The 16,918-nt window shown below is 47.0% G+C and carries 11 protein-coding genes, 2 tRNA genes and 3 rRNA genes; 5 read left to right on the forward strand and 11 right to left on the reverse strand.

The features are described 5' to 3' along the window. Positions 1 to 23: 23 nt before the first annotated feature. Entirely contained in the window at positions 24 to 2,084 is a 2,061-nt protein-coding gene (locus tag GJU87_RS13760; protein WP_153640045.1) for an acetate--CoA ligase family protein, read from the reverse strand. 172 nt (positions 2,085 to 2,256) lie between these two features. On the opposite strand from GJU87_RS13760, the gene GJU87_RS13765 reads away from it, so the two are divergent. Beyond that, positions 2,257 to 3,063, forward strand: a complete 807-nt coding sequence (locus GJU87_RS13765; protein ID WP_153640046.1) for a hypothetical protein — start codon at positions 2,257 to 2,259, stop codon at positions 3,061 to 3,063. A 14-nt stretch (positions 3,064 to 3,077) separates the two neighbouring features. Here the strand turns inward: GJU87_RS13765 and GJU87_RS13770 are convergent, their stop codons facing one another. Continuing rightward, positions 3,078 to 3,449 carry a group III truncated hemoglobin gene (locus GJU87_RS13770; protein ID WP_153640047.1) on the reverse strand — a complete coding sequence of 124 codons (372 nt, stop codon included), beginning with the start codon at positions 3,447 to 3,449 and terminating at the stop codon, positions 3,078 to 3,080. Positions 3,450 to 3,869: 420 nt separating this feature from the next. On the opposite strand from GJU87_RS13770, the gene GJU87_RS13775 reads away from it, so the two are divergent. From GJU87_RS13775 to GJU87_RS13790, 4 genes are all read left to right on the forward strand, one after another. Beyond that, positions 3,870 to 4,445 (forward strand): 4Fe-4S binding protein, encoded by a 576-nt coding sequence (locus GJU87_RS13775; protein ID WP_153640048.1) that lies wholly within the window; start codon positions 3,870 to 3,872, stop codon positions 4,443 to 4,445. Then, positions 4,442 to 5,026: a glutaredoxin domain-containing protein gene (locus GJU87_RS13780; RefSeq protein ID WP_153640049.1), complete on the forward strand. Its 585-nt coding sequence runs from the start codon at positions 4,442 to 4,444 to the stop codon at positions 5,024 to 5,026. Before GJU87_RS13775 ends, GJU87_RS13780 begins: the two co-directional genes overlap by 4 nt. 178 nt (positions 5,027 to 5,204) lie before the next feature. Next, positions 5,205 to 5,492 carry a co-chaperone GroES gene (locus GJU87_RS13785; RefSeq protein WP_106543929.1) on the forward strand — a complete coding sequence of 96 codons (288 nt, stop codon included), beginning with the start codon at positions 5,205 to 5,207 and terminating at the stop codon, positions 5,490 to 5,492. Positions 5,493 to 5,644: 152 nt separating this feature from the next. Then, positions 5,645 to 6,424, forward strand: a complete 780-nt coding sequence (locus GJU87_RS13790) for a WG repeat-containing protein (RefSeq protein WP_194831537.1) — start codon at positions 5,645 to 5,647, stop codon at positions 6,422 to 6,424. 120 nt (positions 6,425 to 6,544) lie between these two features. Here GJU87_RS13790 and GJU87_RS13795 read toward each other — a convergent pair whose 3' ends face one another. The 9 genes from GJU87_RS13795 to GJU87_RS13835 all read right to left on the reverse strand — a co-directional run bounded on the left by GJU87_RS13795 (position 6,545) and on the right by GJU87_RS13835 (position 16,488). Further along, positions 6,545 to 8,689, reverse strand: a complete 2,145-nt coding sequence (locus GJU87_RS13795; RefSeq protein ID WP_153640051.1) for a S46 family peptidase — start codon at positions 8,687 to 8,689, stop codon at positions 6,545 to 6,547. A gap of 54 nt (positions 8,690 to 8,743) precedes the next feature. Continuing rightward, positions 8,744 to 9,325 (reverse strand): Maf-like protein, encoded by a 582-nt coding sequence (locus GJU87_RS13800; protein WP_153640052.1) that lies wholly within the window; start codon positions 9,323 to 9,325, stop codon positions 8,744 to 8,746. 5 nt (positions 9,326 to 9,330) lie between these two features. Beyond that, a complete protein-coding gene (locus GJU87_RS13805) occupies positions 9,331 to 9,861 on the reverse strand; it encodes an HAD family hydrolase (protein ID WP_153640053.1) in 531 nt (176 codons plus the stop codon). Positions 9,862 to 9,864: 3 nt separating this feature from the next. Then, positions 9,865 to 10,632: a Rossmann-like and DUF2520 domain-containing protein gene (locus tag GJU87_RS13810; protein WP_153640054.1), complete on the reverse strand. Its 768-nt coding sequence runs from the start codon at positions 10,630 to 10,632 to the stop codon at positions 9,865 to 9,867. Between the two features lie 520 nt (positions 10,633 to 11,152). Continuing rightward, positions 11,153 to 11,263, reverse strand: a 5S ribosomal RNA gene (rrf, locus tag GJU87_RS13815). A 155-nt stretch (positions 11,264 to 11,418) separates the two neighbouring features. Further along, a 23S ribosomal RNA gene (locus GJU87_RS13820) occupies positions 11,419 to 14,305 on the reverse strand. 209 nt (positions 14,306 to 14,514) lie between these two features. Next, a tRNA-Ala gene (locus GJU87_RS13825) sits at positions 14,515 to 14,588 on the reverse strand. A gap of 77 nt (positions 14,589 to 14,665) precedes the next feature. Continuing rightward, positions 14,666 to 14,739 (reverse strand) — tRNA-Ile (locus tag GJU87_RS13830). Between the two features lie 229 nt (positions 14,740 to 14,968). Continuing rightward, a 16S ribosomal RNA gene (locus tag GJU87_RS13835) occupies positions 14,969 to 16,488 on the reverse strand. The 16S, 23S and 5S rRNA genes sit together here with 2 tRNA genes alongside, the layout of an rRNA operon. Between the last annotated feature and the right edge of the window lie 430 nt (positions 16,489 to 16,918).

Below are 16,918 nucleotides of genomic sequence, written 5' to 3' on the forward strand. Positions count from 1 at the left end.
GGAAGCACAGGTTATTAGTTAGCTTATTTCTCAATACGGATGCGTGCATCCACCGCCAGAATGCGATCGCCTTTTCCCAATAATGGGTTCAAATCCATCTCTTTGATTTCCACAGCGAAACGCAACATGGATGAAAGACGAACGATGATTTCCGCAAATTTATCTTTGTCAACACCTTCCATTCCGCGGTAGCCGTTGATGATTTTGTACGCTTTCAGGTTTCGAATCATCGAATGCGCTTCGGGGAATGTGAGCGGTGCCAAACCTGAAGTTACATCTTTAAATACTTCCACAAAAATGCCGCCCATTCCGCACAGCATTACGTGACCAAATTTTTCCTGGTAAGAAGCGCCAATAAACAGCTCAATACCTTCGGCTTGTTCGGCTATTAAAACAGCAGTCGTGCCTTTGATTTTCATCAACCGGGCAAACTCTTTCCGGACCATCTCTTCGTCACGAATATTTAAAGATACGCCACCAACTTCGGTTTTGTGTACCGGCCCAACCACTTTCATCACGAGCGGGAAGCCAAGTTCTTTGACAGCTTTGGCAGCCTCGTCGACACTTTGTACCACACGCTCCTGTGCAAACGGAATGGAAGCGGCTTTCAGCAACGCATGAATTTTTTCCGGCGGCATGTAACCATTCTCACAACTCTCGACAACGCGCCTGATTTCGGCAACGTCTACCCCTTCAAGGTAAATATTCTCGTCTGATGGTTTTGGAGTGCGGTAAACTTTCGTCAACGCGCGCCCCAGCAACACTTCATCAGGAAAGTTCACATTTCCGCTGGAAATAAAATAAGCGACATCTTTCTGCACATTAATAACCGACGGCAAAATCGGGTAAATTGGCTTCTTGCAAGTCTTCATCTTATCGCTCAGCACCTTGTACACATCGGTAACCGGCTGTAATCCGGGGCTACCGAAAATAACAGCCATCCCGTCGATGTCATCGAAATCATTTTCGCAGGCATCGATAATCGCGCCCAACTGTTCGGCGTTTCCGGTTGCCAGAAAATCGATGGGATTTTCGACCGATGAGCCGGGGAACAGTTTATCCTTCAATGCTGCTTTTACTTTTGTATCCGGTAAACGGGGAATTCGCAGACCGCCGTCCTCCAATGCATCGGTAAGCATCACAGCCGGGCCGCCCGCATGAGTAATAATGGCCATGTTCTTCCCCTTCAACTCTTCGAACATGAAAATGCTGGCAACCGTCGTCAACTCTTCCCTTCCGTAACAACGAACAATTCCGGCTTTACGGAACAACGCTTCTACAGCCGAATCGGAACTGGTCATCGCACCGGTGTGCGAGGAAGCGGCACGGCTTCCGGCTTCCGAACTTCCGGCTTTGATACCGGCAATCTTGCATCCTTTCCTGATAAGGGAAGAAGCATGCCACAGAAATTTGTCGGGATTATGAATCGACTCCACATAAAGCATCTTGACGGGTGCCGACGTTTCCGGATCATAGGTTTTGTCCCAGTATTCCAACACCTCTTCCACACCAATCTGGGCCGAGTTGCCTACCGAGAAAACATTGGCAAAATGCAATCCTTTCGGAATACCCGATTCCATAATGAATACGGCAGTAGCACCCGAACCGCTGACAAAATCACATCCTTTCGGATCGAATTTGGGAATGGGTGACGTAAACACGCCGGCGTACTCAGGCGTTAAAGCACCAATACAGTTGGGGCCGATTAACACACCTCCAACCGATTTAACGGTCTCCACCATTTGTCTTTCCCATTCTGCACCCTGCTCGCTCTCCTCACTAAATCCGGCGGAAATAACGATAAATGCTTTCGTTTTTTTTGTATGAGCCAGAATTTCAACCGTCTGCGGACAGAGCTTGGCGGGAATGGCCAGAATGGCCAAATCAATCATCGGCAGTTCATCTACCTTGGCAAAGGTTTTGATTCCCTGAATTTCCGGGTCACGGGGATTCACAGCATAGAGTTTCCCCTTATATTTATGTTCCTGAAGGTTAAGCAGAATTTTACCTCCCGGTTTCGAGACATCATTCGAAGCGCCGATAACGGCAATACTTTTTGGCGATAATAGTTGTTTGTTTAGCATATAACAGCATATTAATTTAAATCAACCCGAGCCAAATGTATTAAAATATGCAGATGGAAAAGCTGATCGATGACAGGCGGAAACATGACGTTCAGCACATATTCAACCATCATGGCTTTTTTCATTATGGTAATAAAAAACGAATATTTGCTATCTTTCAGCAATGGCTGATATGGAACAAAAAATTGTGGTTTGGTGCGACTTCTCGGCAGGAATGAATGCCGCTTTGATTCACGGCATTTATTTGGCAAGTATCCTGAAAAAGGAGTTGCTGCTGCTACACTTGATCGAAAAAAGTCATCAGGAAGATAAACTGATGGCCGAAGCCAAAATGCGCGGTGTGGCCGGAAAAACCTCTGATATAATTCCGTCAGTCAGAGTGCGATATTTAGTTCGCGAACACGAACTTTCGCAAGAAATGTTACTGGACCTTTCGGAAGTTTACGATGTCATTCTGATGACGGCGGCAAAGAGCTCCACCAAACAATTGCTACCAAAACTAAAGCTATCGGGGTTTCCTTTTCTGTTTGTCGAAGGAGAAGAAGAGGTTGAGAATTTATACAAAAGACTGATCATCCCGGTTGGTTACATGCGGCGAAGCAAAGATCTGGCACTTTGGGCCAGTTACATCGGACGGAATAACCAGGCGCTCATTGACCTGATGGCGGCCCGTGAACCGGGGAAGGATGACCAGAAACGCGTTAAGAAGAATCTGTCAGCTATCGAGATATTGTTCGACAAATTTGCCTTTCCTTACCAGGTCATCGAAAGCAGTTCACAAACCTGGAAGCTCTCTAAATCTGCTTTGGAACACGCCCTCACGATTTCGGAAGCCTTGCTAATTGTTTCAGGAAACGACAAAACTACTTTTATCGACAGCTGGCTGGGACTGACCCTACCGAAATTACTTCGGAAATCGGGAAATATCCCGGTGATGTGCATCAATTCCTATCTTGATTTATACACGCTGTGTGGCTAAATTTCTTTGGCCTCTCAATTGTTTTTCCGGTGCTTTTCAATCTTCTCCAGGAAAGCGTGTGCCATTGTCTCTCCACGAAGTAGAGCACGCTCCGCAATCATTCCTTCAAAGTTACTTTTCACCGTTTCGTTCCATATCTCTAACCAACGGGAAAAATGTTCACCACCAATATTCATGTTAAAATGCATTTCCACAGGCTTACCATAATAATCGGGCTTGCGCAACAACACCGTGTTCCAAAAACGGTACAGACGTTTGTGGTGCTTCTCCCAACGACCTTCCAACCGACTGTTGAAAATCGGGCCAAGCAAATCGTCCTCCCTTACTTTGGCGTAGAAATTATCCACCAGGAATTTGACGTCATCGATAGATCCAATGTCCTTCATTGCGGTTGTATTTAGGTTTATTGCTGATTCTGTTTCTTCAAATTTTGCGTTTTCTTCCGACCCGTACAATAACAATGCTCATCACAAGGAATTATTATGCGCATTTTGTCAGTCCATTTCTGGAACTTCCCACCATCGAACACCAAGAGCTATAATGCATACAAACAGTCAATTACACTCACTACGCTACTCATGATTCCCAAAAGAACGACGCGTGTAAATAATATCCCAGACAAAGCTTATTCAGACAAATTATATATTCATTCATCTGGATATGTCAGTATGTCATTTTTTCGCAACTTGGCACACTTGTTGGCAGAAAAAGGTTGATTGTGAAAATACAGTCTGATGTTCTGCCCAACAGGTAATGCACTGAAAATGTGAATTGATGAATCAGTGATTCACAAAAGCAACAAAGCGATGAAGAAGCAGAAACTGTTACGGTGGGCCATCAAACAACGCAAAGTGATTCAGGTAATCATTGGCGTAGCGCTCTACATCATGATTGGTTATTATCATATTTCGCTGTGGTATGTGCTCCTTTTCGGGGCCATAACCGGTGTTATCCTGGGTAAGGTATTCTGCCGCTGGATGTGCCCAATGGGTGTTATGATGGAATTTCTGATGAGCATGACTCCCGGGGAATCGTTCCGGCAAACGTACCAATACCACAAGTTGGGATGTCCGATTGCATGGATTTCCGGCTGGCTGAACCGGTTCTCGTTTTACCGGATTTCGCTAAACAAGGACACCTGTAAATCATGCGGCATCTGCGCAATGCTATATTTCAACGCTGAAATCGGCGAAATACAGCATTTACCAAAATGGGAAAGAGCGTCCCGGAGCCAGCTTCAGCTGCTCGAAATGTTTGCAATGCGTTTCGGAGTGCCCCAACGGAAGTTTAACATACAGATTTGCCTTTTCTCCGTTGAAAACGGAAAAACAGGTGAGCATGAAAAAGAAGTAAAAACAGTTAGAGACAGATTAATCGTATGAAACAAATTCATTCATTCGAAGAACTAAAGAAAGCGGTCGGAACCGAAGGAAAATCGTTCCTGCTGCTATACAAATCGAGTGGCTCGGAACAAAATAACTGCGCGCTTAAGGCGGTAGAATCGGCGGCGGCCAATGTAGTAAAAGTCAACGTACTAACAGCCGACGTTGCCACTGTTCGGGATATTCACCAGCAATACGGGATTGCCTCCGTGCCCAGCTTGCTGGAATTCGAGAACGGAGAACTGAAAAAAGTGTTGAAGGGTTGCAGCGAAGAACGCTTCTATCAAAACCTTTTCGAAGGCGAAGCTTTTCACTCGTCAGCAACTGGCGATAACGAAAAACCACAGAAGAATGTCGTGGTTTATTCAACGCCCACCTGTACTTACTGTAATGCAATTAAATCCTATTTCAAGGAAAACAATATTCGCTTCCGCGACATTGACGTTTCGCGCGACCAGAAGGCCGCTGAGGAAATGGTCAAACGCAGCGGACAGCAGGGCGTCCCGCAGACGCTCATTAACGGACAGGTCGTTGTTGGGTTCGATAGACCCCGCATCAACGCACTGTTGGGAATCAGGTAATTTTCCTGTCGCACCACGAGCCGGAATTTCCGGAGTAATGTTGCTGAAGACGATTCTTTTGCCGATGTACCTTTTGGGTTCCTGATTTTGGTTGTATTTTTAATAGCCATAGTTTTTCATTGACACTGATTATCGACTGTGATTTTAAATTTTGTTAAACCATAATTAGTTAGGTACCATGAAAGAGCTTCAACCAGTAAATCAGAATGTACTGATTGAGTTAACCGAAGATAGCCACGAAGAAAAAACGGCTGGCGGAATTATTATTCCTGATTCGGCGAAAGCGAAAAAGAACATTGGCAAAGTAGCTGCCATCAGCAACGTTGAAAACCCGGAGATTGCCGTGGGTGACATGGTGCTGTACAAAGAATTCAGCGGAAATGAAGTTGAATTTGAAGGGAAAAAATATCTGTTGCTTCCCTACGCCGACATCTTGTCGAAAGTAGTGGAAACCGACGAAATCTGATTCTCTTTTACCATCAGAAAATCCCGTAACCAGGCATGCTGGTACGGGATTTCTTTTTTTTTTACAAAACCATGACTTATTTTTCTGTCTATCACCCAATAAATCACCCCGCCGCTACGTTAGTATTAAAGGTACCAAGTATGGGGGGCGTCATGAAACACATCTTTTTTACTCTCGCAGCAGTCTTTTTCTGCATATCCTTTTCCATAGCACAAGCCACCGAAACAACAGCCAGCTACCAGGTGATAAGCAAATATGGTGACTACGGCGTTCCGTGGGCTTTAATCAAAAAAGACGGCAAATTTGGATTCATCGATCAGAAAGGAAACATAGTCGTCGCTCCTCAATACGATTCCATCGAAAAATATGGCGCACACGGCGTTTCGTGGGCATTGGTCGAAAAGAACGGCAAGTTGGGATTCATCGACAAATCGGGAAAGGAAGTGGTAAAACCACAGTACGAAATGATTGACCATTTTGGAACGTATGGTCCACCATGGGCACTGGTCCGGAAAGACGGCCGTTTGGGATTTATTGATCAGGAAGGGAATGAAGATTTTTCAATTGCTACCACCGGTAAACTTTCCGAAGGACATAGAATCTCATTTCAGCAAAATATTAACAAAGGAGACAACTCCTCATATATCGACCGGGCCATAAAGGAAATTACCCGGCTTAGGATTCAATCTCCTTCTACCCTGAACGATAACAATAACGACATGTTCGCTTTGATTCTTCGGGACCAAAACCTCGGCCGTTATTCGGTTCTTCCGGAAAGAACACGCCATCATTCTGATGGAACAATGAAATACCTTTCTCCCTGGAATGTTTCGTCGGTCAACGGAAGAATACGTTGCAACTATCACAACAACGAAAGCGATTCGGACATGATTACTCCGAAAGTCAATCCTCCGGTTTCGCAAAAAAATTAGTTAGTAAAATTTCCAGTAATTTTTCTTTCCGAAATATCGGAAAAGAAATAAAAAGCCCCGCCGGTACATTCCAGCGGGGCTTGATTTTATCTTGGACCAAGAACTAATTCACCACAAGAACTAATTCACCAATTCCATTTCATCTAACAAATAGCCGGCTCCGGCAAATTTATCGATAACGAACAGTGCATAGCGAATGTCCAGCATGATGTTGCGGCATTGGTCCGGATCGAACATGATGTCGCTCATCGTGCCTTCCCAGGTACGGTCGAAATTCACACCAATCAGATTTCCTTCGGCATCCACTACCGGACTTCCTGAATTTCCTCCCGTCGTATGATTTGAGGCACAAAAAGCCACCGGAACCTGCCCCTTACCATTCTTGTATTGGCCAAAATCTCTTTTCTGGTACAATTCCTTCAACCGATCCGGGACATCATAATCGTAAATCTCCGGATTATCTTTCTCCATAATGCCTTTCAAAGTGGTGTAGTACTTGTAATGCACACCGTCGCGCGGATCGTAGCCTTCCACTTTTCCGTAGGCCACTCGCAATGTGAAATTCGCATCAGCCATCATCCGTTTGCCCTTGTTCATCTCAAGCAAACCGGCCATGTACAACTTCTGATTGGCTTTTATCGAATCGTTCAATTCGCGGTAACGCGATTCCACTTTTACTTCATAGGTATTCCGAAGCGCTCTGTACAATTGCATTACAGGGTCTTTCTCCAGCTTTTTCACCGCCTGTTTGTCAAAATTATCTAACATCTGGTTAAGTGCTGTTTCATTTGTCAACACAGACTTCCGGTAGAGTTTTGCCAATTTTTCCGGAGTGAGTTTGGTCAGCTCTTCAGGCAGCCATTTTCCCGGTAGGTCGTGGGCGTACATGGTCAACAAGGCAGTAAACACTTTCTCATCCGTCGCCTGATGGTAATCTTTGAAATAGCTTACCACGTCATCTTTCAGTTCCGGGATGGCTCCTTCCAGCCGACTCTCCGCATTGTATTCCGCCAAACGGCGAATACGATCGAACTTCTGCGCCAAACTAAAGATATCGGTTCCCCTTTTTACTACCTCCGAGTAATAGTCATCGGCACTTTGATAAGGAGCAAACTTCGCATACAATTCTTCAAACCGAGGCAAAACTTCGCCGTATTTTCCCTCTCGGGAGGAAGACGCATTCAACCATTCGGTAAAGGCTTTTTCTCCCTCCTGTTTTTTCGCCACAGCGTTCAGCCGCTTCAATCCTTTCACTTCGCCTTGCCAACGCTTCCACGAGTTCGATGTGCGGGCATATTTGGAAGCGTACTGAATGCGAACCGCCCGATCTGCTTCCATGTCGGCAGCCAAAATATTCAGTTTCTTTGTTCTAATAGCAACCTTTTCCGGATCGCTTTGTGCCATAATCAGCTTCACCGCCTGCGAAGGCAGATATTCCTTTGTAGTTCCCGGGTAACCGAAAACCATCGTGAAGTCACCTTTTTTTACTCCCTTCATGTTAATGGGGAAAAACTTCTTCGGTTTGTACGGAACGTTGTCCGGTGAATATTCGGCCGGCTTGTTGTCTCTCCCTGCATAAATGCGGAAAACAGAAAAGTCGCCGGTATGCCGTGGCCACATCCAGTTATCGGTATCACCACCAAATTTTCCAATGGCTGAAGGTGGTGATCCTACCAAACGAATATCCTTGTACACTTCGTAGACATACACAAAGTATTGATTGCCATAAAAAAGCGGCTTCACCACAGCTGTATAGTCGGTTCCTTCAGTGGCTTCCTTTTCAATCTTCGCCGTATTTTCATTAATACGCGTTTGCTTCTCACTTTCCGTCAGCGAATCGGTAACTCCTTCCAGTGCCTGAGCCGTCACATCATCCATTCTTACCAGGAATTTCACGGTCAGACCGGGATTGGGAAGTTCTTCATCACGGTTCATCGCCCAAAAACCATCGGTCAGGTAGTCATGCTCAACCGAAGAATGCTTCTGGATGGAGCTGTATCCGCAATGATGGTTAGTTATCAGCAAGCCATCAGGCGAAATCACTTCGCCGGTACAACCTCCACCAAAAATCACCACGGCATCTTTCATGCTGGCATGGTTCACACTGTAAATATCGTCGGCAGATAGTTTGAATCCCATCTGCTGCATCTCTTCGATGTTGTATTTCTGCAACAGCGTTGGAATCCACATTCCCTCTTTCGCGGAAGCGGAGAAAATAAGTCCCCACACCAGCAAAAGGGAAAGCAGTAAGTTCTTAAAATTCATTTTATAAGTAGGTTTGTTTGTTCTGGAGGCCAAAAATAGGAAAAGAAGACTGAATTACCATTTGCGCAATTCCTCGTACAAATGCTGCACCGGCAGTCCCATCACGTTGAAATAGGAACCTTCGATTCGTTCAATACCAATGTATCCAATCCACTCCTGAATACCGTATGCACCGGCTTTGTCGTAAGGCTTGTAGTGCGTGATATAGTAATCAATCTCATCCCGCGAAAGCGATTTGAAGAAAACGTCTGTGACGGAAGCAAAACTGACTTGTTTGTCTTTGGAAGTCAGGCAAACTCCGGTAACGACTTCGTGTCGGCGCCCGGAAAGTTTGTTCATCATCTCCACCGCTTCATCATAGTCAGCCGGTTTTCCCAACACTTCGCCTTCCACGTAAACAATGGTATCAGAAGTTATAACCAGTTCGTTCTCCTTCAGTGTTTCGACGAACGGCTCAGCTTTCAACCGGGCCAGATACTGCGGAATTTCTTCCATTGGCAAACCTTCCGGAAAAACTTCGTCTACTTCATGAATTTCCGTCACAAAATCAATATCCAAATCAGCCAGCAGCTGTCGTCGCCGTGGAGATTTCGACGCCAGTATAATGCGATAATCTTTCAGATTTTCCAGTACCATACTCCTTAAAAGCTGCTCCAGTGCAATTTTTCGGGATCAATCCATTTTCCCTGGGCACGCAATACTTGTTCAATCACATCGCGTACACAACCTTCACCACCATTCCGGTCGGAAATGTATTTCGAAACCGATTTGATTTCCGTTACAGCATCATTCGGGCAAACCGGAACACCAACGCGTTTCATCACCAGGTAATCAGGCAGGTCATCGCCCATGTACATTACTTCCGATTCTTTCAACCCTGTCTTTTTCAGGAAATCTTCGAAAAAGGTGATCTTATCCAACGATCCCATGTACAGATGTGTGACGCCCAGTTTTTGGTAACGTTTCCGCACTTCGGTCGTATTTCCGCCGGTAATAATGGCCAACGGGTAACCGGTGCGTATAGCATGAACCATCGCAAATCCATCACGAATATTGGCGGTTCTGACAGGATCCCCTTCTCCAGTCAGAGGTTGTATAATGCGGGACAAAACGCCGTCGACATCGAACGCAAAGCCTTTGACGTTCATCAGTTCTTCCTTGAAAAATGCCATAATTTATTTGGTATGTAATTGATGAATACTTTCGCTAAGTAGTTTGTAGATATTGTTCCATTGCGGATGCTCCTTCAACATTTCCATATGTCGGTCAATCACATTCCGGTCGAAACGAATAGCCGGACCGGTTTGTACTTCCTTCGGAGAAAACTCCAATGCCTTGGCAGCGGTCTCTGCAATCAAGGGCTTCAGAATATCAAAACCGATTTCCGCCTCGTTTAGTAACTCCTCTCCGATGGCATACAAGTGATTCACAAAGTTGCATACAAACACCGCTGAAAGATGTAGCTGCCGGCGTTGGGTGGAATCAACCTCTCTCACATCGTCAGATATAGAATTTCCAAGCTTACGCAGAATATCAAGACTCTTGGAATTGCTGGCTTCCACGCAAATGGGAATTTGGGTGAAATCAACCTCTCTTGATTTCGAAAATGTTTGAAGCGGATAAAAGACACCATGGTTAGTTGCGAACGGTTTCAGCACATCCATGGACAAACTACCGGCTGTGTGTGCTACCAAACCACCACCAAACTGAATTCCCGATAACAATGGTTCAACAGCCTTGTCACTAACGGAAACCAAATATAATTGTCCTTCCGGGGAAATGTCTGCTGAGTGAGTGGTCCAGTCTGTACTCAGCTTTTCCGCCAACTCCCTTGCCGATTTTTCTGTCCGTGAATAAACCTGTACAATCCGGTGCTCGCACTCTTGTAGGCGCAATCCCAAACGAGTTGCCAGGTTACCAGCTCCAATCAGAACAATATCCATCGTTCAAATTTTTTCCAAAACTACGGAAAATCAACACAACCACCAGTTGAAACAAATGATCCTATTGTAAAAAATAAAAGTATGGCATGGTAGAAGGCTTTCCTAAGTTGAGTACAGGAACAGTATAAGATGAGTATAGGATAAATCTCCCAAAACCTGTTGTTTTTCCCTTTTCGCTTTCGCGAAAGAAAATACCGCCCGCGCTCGTCACTACAAGGGATATACAACCGATACAGGACCGATATAGGATGGATATAGGATAAATGACTGGAAGTTTTTCTTCGATGCCTGCTGTCGTTTCACAAAAAAAGGCAGCCATCCGGCTACCTTCACACACACAATCGCTCCAACCTATTCCCGGTCGGACCGGAACTCACTAATCAATCCCTTCAGAGTACAATATCTTATACATAGAAAATACACAGTCTGATGTCTCTTCTCTCTCCTCTGTTGTCTGATACCTGCTGTCTTTGCCGGACAAAAAAGCCCGACTCCAATAAAGGAACCGGGCTTTAAGTAAAATAAGCGGCGACCTACTCTCCCACATCTCTGCAGTACCATCGGCGCTGACGGGCTTAACTTCTCTGTTCGGAATGGGAAGAGGTGGAACCCCGTCGCTGTAGCCACCTAAAGTTTTCAGCTTTGCTTTTCAGCTATACAATATCTTATAGTCATACAGAAGTCTCTGTCTGATGTCTCTTTTCTGACATCTTGCTTCTTTTGACTGACATGAACCCTGGAAGAAAACAATTTCATTACAACAAAAACACCAATTTATAAAACCGGCAAGGAAAGTTTCGGGCAATTAGTATCGCTCGGCTTTGACGTCACCGTCTTTACACCTGCGACCTATCTACGTCGTAGTCTCCAACGACCCTCTAAGGAGACCTCATCTTGAGGCGAGCTTCGCGCTTAGATGCTTTCAGCGCTTATCTCTTCCACACATGGCTACCCAGCGGTGCTCCTGGCGGAACAACTGGTAAACCAGAGGTATGTCCAACGCGGTCCTCTCGTACTAACGTCAGGCTCTCTCAAGTCTCCTACGCCCACAACAGATAGGGACCGAACTGTCTCACGACGTTCTGAACCCAGCTCGCGTGCCACTTTAATGGGCGAACAGCCCAACCCTTGGGACCTTCTCCAGCCCCAGGATGTGACGAGCCGACATCGAGGTGCCAAACCGCTCCGTCGATATGAGCTCTTGGGAGCGATCAGCCTGTTATCCCCGGAGTACCTTTTATCCTTTGAGCGATGGCCCTTCCATACGGAACCACCGGATCACTATGCTCTAGTTTCCTACCTGATCGACTTGTAGGTCTCACAGTCAAGCGCGCTTATACCATTATGCTCTGCTGGCGGTTACCAATCGCCATGAGCGCACCTTTAGAAGCCTCCGTTACTCTTTTGGAGGCGACCACCCCAGTCAAACTACCCACCACACACTGTCTCCCATTTCTGGGATTAGGCCCCAGGCAAGCAAAGGGACGTATTTCAAGGATGACTCCACGAATCCTGGCGAACCCGCTTCAATGTCTCCGTCCTATCCTACACATCACTTACCCAGAACCAATGTGAAGTTGCAGTAAAGGTTCACGGGGTCTTTCCGTCCCGTTGCGGGTAAGCGGCATCTTCACCGCTACTACAATTTCACCGAGCTCGTGGCCGAGACAGTACCCAGATCGTTGCACCATTCGTGCAGGTCGGAACTTACCCGACAAGGAATTTCGCTACCTTAGGACCGTTATAGTTACGGCCGCCGTTTACCGGGGCTTCGATTCAATGCTTCTACCCGAAAGTATAACATCCCCTCTTAACCTTCCGGCACCGGGCAGGTGTCAGGCCATATACATCATCTTGCGATTTAGCATAGCCCTGTGTTTTTGATAAACAGTCGCCTGGGTCTTTTCACTGCGGCTGGCTCGCGCCAGCGCCCCTTCTCCCGAAGTTACGGGGCCATTTTGCCTAGTTCCTTAGCCACGAATCACTCGAGCGCCTCAGGATTCTCTCCTTGACTACCTGTGTCGGTTTACGGTACGGGTTCTCTACACCTGTAGCTTAGAGGTTTTTCTCGGAAGCCCTTAGGACCACTATCCGATTGCCCGAAGGCTCTCGGTACTGTCGGGGTTCACCTCACCGCGCGGATTTGCCTACGCAGTTCAACGGCTACGCCCTTCAACGTACTATTCCGTCAGTACGCGGGTCTTTCATCACTTCGTCACCCCATCGCAGTCTAGAGAAGTATCGGAATATTAACCGATTCGCCATCGACTTCGCCGTTCGGCTTCGCCTTAGGTCCCGACTAACCCTGATCCGATTAGCGTTGATCAGGAATCCTTAGTCTATCGGCGGGCAGGTTTCTCACCTGCCTTATCGTTACTTATGCCTACATTTGCTTTTCCGGACGCTCCAGCATACCTCGCAGTACACCTTCAGCGCCGACCGGAATGCTCCCCTACCACTGTAAATAAATTTACAATCCATAGCTTCGGTGGTATGTTTAATGCCCGATTATTATCCACGCCCGACCGCTCGACTAGTGAGCTGTTACGCACTCTTTAAATGAATGGCTGCTTCCAAGCCAACATCCTAGCTGTCTAAGCAATCAGACCTCGTTTGTTCAACTTAACATACACTTGGGGACCTTAGCTGATGGTCCGGGTTCTTTCCCTCTCGGACACGGACCTTAGCACCCGCGCCCTCACTCCTGGTGAGCATCTTGCAGCATTCGGAGTTTGTCTGGAGTTGATAGGCGGTGAAGCCCTCGCATCCAATCAGTAGCTCTACCTCTGCAAGACTCATAACCAAGGCTGCACCTAAATGCATTTCGGGGAGTACGAGCTATTTCCAAGTTTGATTGGCCTTTCACCCCTACCCACAACTCATCCAAGGACTTTTCAACGTCCCCTGGTTCGGTCCTCCATCCCGTGTTACCGGGACTTCAACCTGGTCATGGGTAGATCACATGGTTTCGCGTCTACCCCCACTGACTATGTCGCCCTGTTCAGACTCGCTTTCGCTTCGGCTCCGTGGCTGAACCACTTAACCTTGCCAGTGAGGAGTAACTCGTAGGCTCATTATGCAAAAGGCACGCCGTCACCCCCTAAAGGGCTCCGACCGCTTGTAGGCGTACGGTTTCAGGTACTTTTTCACTCCCCTGTTCGGGGTGCTTTTCACCTTTCCCTCACGGTACTGGTTCACTATCGGTCTCTCAGTAGTATTTAGCCTTACCAGATGGTCCTGGCAGATTCAGACAGGATTTCGCGTGTCCCGCCCTACTCAGGATACTGCTAACTCCGCAAGCCTTACACGTACAGGACTTTCACCTCCTTTGGTGTGACTTTCCAGAACACTTCCGTTTCGTCTTACTTCGTATAGCGCAGTCCTACAACCCCGAAAGTGCCGAAACACTTCCGGTTTGGGCTATTCCCCGTTCGATCGCCACTACTGGGGGAATCACTTTTGTTTTCTTTTCCTCCGGGTACTTAGATGTTTCAGTTCTCCGGGTTAGCTTCCTGCATAACAGGATACCATGCTTATACATGGTGGGTTGCCCCATTCGGATATTCGCGGATTAACGGTTATTTGCACCTCCCCGCGACTTTTCGCAGCTTATCACGTCCTTCGTCGCCTCTGAGAGCCAAGGCATCCCCCGTACGCCCTTTCGTACTTTCTCTCGCCTTGTTCGAAGGTTTTATCCTTCGGCGTTTCTCTTGTAACTCTGTTGTTTTTCTTCCAGCATGTCAATGAACTTCACCCTAACTTAAGGGTCTGTGAACAATCAGGGAATCGAACCCTTGTCTTCCTTTCGCCGCCGTCCGGCTTTTTGTTCTTTGTGTTCCAATACGTTTCTTTATGAACTTTTCCTGGTGTTTACACCCTTTGTGGAGAATATCGGAGTCGAACCGATGACCTCTTGAATGCAAATCAAGCGCTCTAGCCAACTGAGCTAATCCCCCGTCTGTGCAATTAGTAATGAACAATGTGTAATGAACAATATTTTTAATTGTTCACTGCTCATTTTTCATTGCCTGTGTAGTCCCGCCCAGACTTGAACTGGGGACCTCTACATTATCAGTGTAGCGCTCTAACCAGCTGAGCTACGGGACTGTCTGCAGAATTGAGAATTGAAAATGGATAATTGATAATGTCCGTTTCCTGCTCTGCATCTGCTTCTCTCAGACCCGTGCATTGAATAGTGAGAACCGCTTTGCATTGAATTCTCAACTTCAATTCTCAATTTTCAATTGCTCTTGTGTTTTACAGTATCTTTTAAAAAGGAAGAAGTAAGCATCCTCTGCTCTAATTTCCTCTCAGAAACCTATCGTGTCGGCTCCAGAAAGGAGGTGTTCCAGCCACACCTTCCGGTACGGCTACCTTGTTACGACTTAACCCCAGTCATTGGTTTTACCCTAGGCCGCTCCTTGCGGTTGCAGACTTCAGGTACCCCCAACTTCCATGGTTTGACGGGCGGTGTGTACAAGGCCCGGGAACGTATTCACCGCGCCATGGCTGATGCGCGATTACTAGCGAATCCAGCTTCATGGAGTCGGGTTGCAGACTCCAATCCGAACTGAGACCGGCTTTTGGGATTAGCATCCTGTTGCCAGGTAGCTGCCCTTTGTACCGACCATTGTAACACGTGTGTAGCCCTGGACATAAGGGCCGTGCTGATTTGACGTCATCCCCACCTTCCTCTCACCTTACGGTGGCAGTCTCGCCAGAGTCCTCAGCATTACCTGCTAGCAACTGACGATAAGGGTTGCGCTCGTTATGGGACTTAACCCGACACCTCACGGCACGAGCTGACGACAACCATGCAGCACCTTGTAAAACGCCCCGAAGGGAAGTCACCTTTCGGCAACGGTCATTCTACATTTAAGCCCAGGTAAGGTTCCTCGCGTATCATCGAATTAAACCACATGTTCCTCCGCTTGTGCGGGCCCCCGTCAATTCCTTTGAGTTTCAACCTTGCGATCGTACTCCCCAGGTGGATAACTTAATGCTTTCGCTTAGCCGCTGACTGTGTATCGCCAACAGCGAGTTATCATCGTTTACGGCGTGGACTACCAGGGTATCTAATCCTGTTCGCTCCCCACGCTTTCGTGCATCAGCGTCAGTTACGCTTTAGTAAGCTGCCTTCGCAATCGGTGTTCTGAGTAATATCTAAGCATTTCACCGCTACACTACTCATTCCGCCTACCTCAGGCGCACTCAAGCTATACAGTTTCAATGGCAGTTCTACAGTTGAGCTGCAGCATTTCACCACTGACTTATATAGCCGCCTACGCACCCTTTAAACCCAATGAATCCGGATAACGCTTGCATCCTCCGTATTACCGCGGCTGCTGGCACGGAGTTAGCCGATGCTTATTCCTGCAATACCGTCAAATCACTACTCGTAATGACCATTCTTCTTGCAGAAAAGCAGTTTACAACCCGTAGGGCCGTCATCCTGCACGCGGGATGGCTGGTTCAGGCTCTCGCCCATTGACCAATATTCCTCACTGCTGCCTCCCGTAGGAGTCTGGGCCGTGTCTCAGTCCCAGTGTGGGGGATCATCCTCTCAGAACCCCTAGGCATCGTCGCCTTGGTGAGCCGTTACCTCACCAACCAGCTAATGCCACGCATGCCCATCCTGTACCGCCGAAACTTTAATCCGTAAACCATGCGATTCACGGAAACTATGGGGTATTAATCCGGATTTCTCCGGGCTATCCCCCTGTACAGGGCAGGTTGCATACGCGTTACTCACCCGTGCGCCACTCGTGTACCCCCGAAGGGGCCTTACCGTTCGACTTGCATGTGTTAAGCCTCCCGCTAGCGTTCATCCTGAGCCAGGATCAAACTCTTCGTTGTAATCAAAAAGTTTAAATGTCTATTTGCCTGGCACGATCAGTTTTTCCTCTAAAAGAAAATTGAACTTCTGGTGCTTATCTTCTTTCCTTTTCAATATTTTCAATGAACTTATTCTTCTTCTTGACTCCTGCCCCTTCTGCCCAACCCTCAGTTGCCGTCGGACGGGCCGAAAAAAGCGTTGCAAAGATAGAAATCTTTTCGCGTTAATTCCAAATCTTTTTTTGCCTTTTTTATTTGGCTTCAGCACCCGGAAATCAACGCCCGTTTTTTAAAACGTGGCGGCAAAGATAAAACCTTTTATCCCGACTTTCCAAATACTTCTTCAAAAAAATTTGCGGGGTGATTTCTTCGGGTAAAAACCGAACGAATCCGACTTCTCTGTTTCCCTTTTCAACCTCCCACTGAACGCTGCTCCCCTCCCGGAAAGCGG

Origin of the sequence: Prolixibacter sp. NT017 (assembly GCF_009617875.1) — a bacterium.
In the GTDB taxonomy this organism is placed as follows: domain Bacteria; phylum Bacteroidota; class Bacteroidia; order Bacteroidales; family Prolixibacteraceae; genus Prolixibacter.